This window comes from Novipirellula sp., assembly GCF_041583735.1.
Taxonomy (GTDB): Bacteria; Planctomycetota; Planctomycetia; order Pirellulales; family Pirellulaceae; genus Novipirellula.
In genome coordinates this window covers 1-4,065 of sequence record NZ_JBFHFD010000734.1, presented here as the reverse complement: position 1 = coordinate 4,065, position 4,065 = coordinate 1, and the positions used below count along the sequence as shown (strand labels likewise).

The 4,065-nt window shown below is 56.2% G+C and carries 1 protein-coding gene and 2 pseudogenes; 2 read left to right on the top strand and 1 reads right to left on the bottom strand.

What is annotated here, in order from left to right; all coding sequences use genetic code 11:
- Both ABX962_RS31835 and gyrA read left to right on the top strand, forming a co-directional pair.
- Positions 1 to 204: pseudogene (locus ABX962_RS31835) on the top strand (hypothetical protein); the annotation flags it as partial.
- A 568-nt stretch (positions 205 to 772) separates the two neighbouring features.
- Positions 773 to 3,499: a DNA gyrase subunit A gene (gyrA, locus tag ABX962_RS31830; RefSeq protein WP_372725653.1), complete on the top strand. Its 2,727-nt coding sequence runs from the start codon at positions 773 to 775 to the stop codon at positions 3,497 to 3,499.
- Between the two features lie 244 nt (positions 3,500 to 3,743).
- Here gyrA and ABX962_RS31825 read toward each other — a convergent pair.
- Positions 3,744 to 4,065, bottom strand: a pseudogene (locus tag ABX962_RS31825) (arylsulfatase); the annotation flags it as partial.

Genomic DNA, 4,065 nt, shown 5'->3' with positions numbered 1-4,065 from the left:
TTGGTGCGTTATCGGCCTCTTGTCCGCTATTTGGCTGTCGGCACGGTCGCGTTTGGGGTGGCCCAGTTTGTGGTGGACGCGATGGCGGGGATGCCCTCATGGTGGACTTGGGGTGAATCGCTCTCGACGGCGGCCGGAGGCGGCTTCATCGCCTGGCTCAATCGCGCCCGTTCTTCAGCGGACCGCGTGAGCGGCGATGCGTAAAGGCCGAGGTCACCAGCCTTGTGGACTTCCCTCTGGTGGGTGGCTGTTGCTTCGGTCGTTCGAGAGCTGTTTCGTCGGTTTGCCCATGGTGAAACGAGGGGATCATTGCCGTCAGAGCGTTGCCAATTTAGGCTCGCGGCACCGTAAACGTGGTTGGCTTTCTCTCCCCTCCGGTTAATCAGTCGCAAGTATCTGATATGTAAGGATTTGCGACAACGCTGTAAGTCGCGTGGGTCGTTGTGAAGCAACGCCAAAAAGGGTACACTTTGGTGCTGAATTCGGGGTTCGAATGAAGCTTTTCTGAAACGGGGACTGGCCCTTCGAAAGTAGCAGGGTCAGCCCCCGTTTTGCAAAAAAAAAATTAGCTCCCAAAAAGACAGCATTTCGCACCCAGCACTCCTCTTAGGACACGACGTTGGCAGAAGACGAAACTAACAAAGAAGATGGCGAGGGCGAAAACAAAGGCCCTGAGGGTTATCGGGACGGGATCGACGGCGGTGCGGGCGCGTTTCGCCTGATTGATTTGCCGATCGAGGACGAGCTTCGTGAAAGCTATCTGACGTACGCGATGAGTGTTATCGTCAGCCGTGCGTTGCCCGATGTCCGTGACGGATTGAAGCCGAGCCAGCGACGGATTCTCGTCGCGATGAACGACTTGAACCTCGGCCCTGGCAGCAAGCGAGTCAAATGCGCGAAGATCTCTGGTGATACTTCGGGTAACTATCACCCGCACGGTGAAAGTGTGATCTATCCGACGTTGGTGCGGATGGCTCAGGAATGGAACATGCGTTCGCTGCTGATTGACAAGCAGGGGAACTTTGGCAGTATCGCGGGTCTGCCTCCGGCGGCGATGCGATATACCGAAGCTCGCTTGAGTGCGGTTGCTGCATCGATGTTGGACGACTTGAAACTCGACACGGTCGACTTCATCCCAACGTATGACGAAGCGCGTACCGAACCCACCGTGCTTCCAAGCCGTTATCCCAACTTGCTGATCAACGGCAGCGGCGGAATCGCGGTCGGGATGGCAACAAGCATTCCGCCGCACAATCCGACCGAGGTTTGTGAGGCATTGATCCGATTGGTCGATCACCCAGAGACCTCGATCGACGAAATTTGCGATATTATTCCGGGACCCGACTTCCCCACCGGCGGCATCATTTGCGGTCGTGCTGGTATTCGTCGCGGTTACAAAACCGGACGCAGCACCATCGTTGTCCGCGCGAAGTGCCGCATCGAAGAGATGAAAGGCAATCGTACGCGAATCGTTGTCTCGGAGATTCCCTACCAACAATACCGTGACCGCGTCATCGAAAAGATCGCTGCGTTGGTCAACGGCGACAGGATCAAGGGGATTTCAGGAATCCGTGACGAGAGCGATTTGAACGAACCGGTTCGTTTGGTCATCGAGCTCAAGCGAGATGGCGATCCCGATGTCGTACTGAATCAACTGTATCAGTATTCGCCGCTGCAAGACACGTTTTCGCTGATTTTCTTGGCGTTGGTGGACGGCAAGCCGCGTGAATTAACGATCAAAGAAATTCTGCAAGAATTCTTGCGACATCGCGCCACAGTGATTCGTCGCCGAACGCAATTCTTGTTGGCACGTGCACGCCGCCGTAAACATACCGTCGAAGGCTTGCTGCTAGCGCTTGCCGATATCGACAAGATCATCAAGACGATCCGTAGCAGCTCGAATCAAGCCGAAGCGAAGACGCGTTTGATGGAAATCGAATGCCCTTCGTCGATGTTGAAGCGAGCACTCGGGGATAGCGGATTTTCCCAATTCGTGCTTGAACGTGGCGAGAAAGAAAACTACACGCTGACCAGCGTGCAAACCGACGCGATCTTGCGAATGACGCTTGGCCAATTGGTCAACCTCGAGCAAGAAAAACTTTCCGGCGAACACGCGGCGCTGTTGACCGAGATTATCGACTACCTCGATATCCTCAGCAGCCAAGATCGAATCAACGGGATCATCAAAGACGATCTCGAAGAGATGAAGCGTCGCTTTGGTGACAAACGTCGAACCGAAATCAGCCACGAAGAGCTTGGTAACATCGACCTCGAGGATCTGATCACCGAGGAAACAATGGTCGTTTCGATTAGCCATCGTGGCTATATTAAACGTACCCCGACCAGCGTATACAACACTCAGCGTCGCGGTGGAAAGGGGCTCAAGGGCGCCAAGACGGATGACGAGGATCCGATTGAGCATCTGTTTGTCGCCAGCACGCATGCCTATCTGTTGTTCCTGACGACGCTCGGTAAAGTGCGTTGGCAAAAGGTCTACGATTTGCCGCAGTTGGCGCGTGACAGCAAGGGACGAGCGATTGTCAATCTGTTGAACTTGAGCGAAGACGAGAAGATCGCCGAGTGTTTGGCTATTCGCGATTTCGATCAGGCGGGCTACTACGTCGTGATGGCCACTCGCAGTGGCTTGGTTAAAAAGACGCCGCTTGAACAGTACAGTCGTCCTAAGAAGGGCGGGATTATCGCAATCAAGCTTCGCGAAGGCGACGAGCTTGTCGGTGCTGCCGTGATCGGTCCTGGCGACGAAGTGATCTTGGTCACCAGTTCCGGAATGGCGATCCGTTTCCGTGAATCGGATGCCCGTCCGATGGGACGAAACACCTCCGGGGTCAAGGGAATTCGACTCGTTGGCGATGACAGTGTCGTCGGTATGGTGGTGGCGGACCCCGAAGCGACGCTATTGACCGTTTGTGAAAACGGCTACGGCAAACGAACGCACTTTGGTCCCAATGCACCGGTGGAAGTCGGCGATTCGGGTGAATCCGATTCCGAAGGCGAGTCGGCCGAGGGCGAGTCCGCTGAAGAAGAGAGCAGTGCATCGGGCGCTCGTTACCGTACGCAAAAACGTGGCGGCAAGGGGCTTCGAGATATTCGCACCAGCGAGCGTAACGGGCCTGTGATCGGAATCGCCCGTGTGACGGACGAAGATGAGTTGTTCATGATGACGGCCAAAGGCAAGTTGCAGCGGATCAAGGCTGCCGACATCAATGTCATCGGTCGTAATACGCAAGGCGTGCGGATCATGAATATCGACAGCGGTGATAGTTTGATCGCGGTCGTGCGTGTTCCACCCGAAGAGCAGTCGGACGAAGTCGAGGTCGCTGCAGTAGCCGGTGACGTGGTCGAAGGAACCGTCGTCGCATCGGGATCCGAAACGACCGATGTCAGCGGCGACGCTTCGGCCGATGCCGATGTGCTGCCGCCATCGGATTTAGCTGACGACGCGAGCGACTCGGATGAGACCACCAGCGACGAGGCGTAAGCCTGGTGTTCATTTGAACGGCCCTTTTAGGGCTCGTTCGAGTGAGGGCGATCTCGTCACTTAGCGTGTCGTTTCGCCTCATCTTGCGCGGTCGGCCCTCACCCCGAGCAATCGCTGAGGGCCCTGCTCGACCTCGCCCAAACAAAGAGTTTGGGCAGAGGTAACAGTGCGGTGCCACCAAGGCACGCACTGCTTCAGATGTCTCGAGTGGGGGCGGGAGGCACGCTAAAATGCCGGCAGTACTCTAGTTCCAATCGAGCGGCAATCGCTCGTCGTTGGCTTCGAGTTTTCCGTGCGAGCGTAGTCCGCTTCCTTTGCGGCTTGTCAATTTGTCGCCCAGGTCTTCGCGGGCTCGCTCGGCGGCGGCCTGCAGTTCCTTGACGACCGCAGGAAATCGGTCTTTGACATCCGTTGTCTCTGAAACATCGTTGTCCAAATCGAACAGTGACAATCCGATCTTGGTCATCTCGTACGCCGCGGGGGTGCCGCCATCGCCACCGTCGCGTCCGGCCAGCGTTCGGTAACGGTGAGGAAACGTTAATTTGAATCGCTCGTTGCGAACCGCG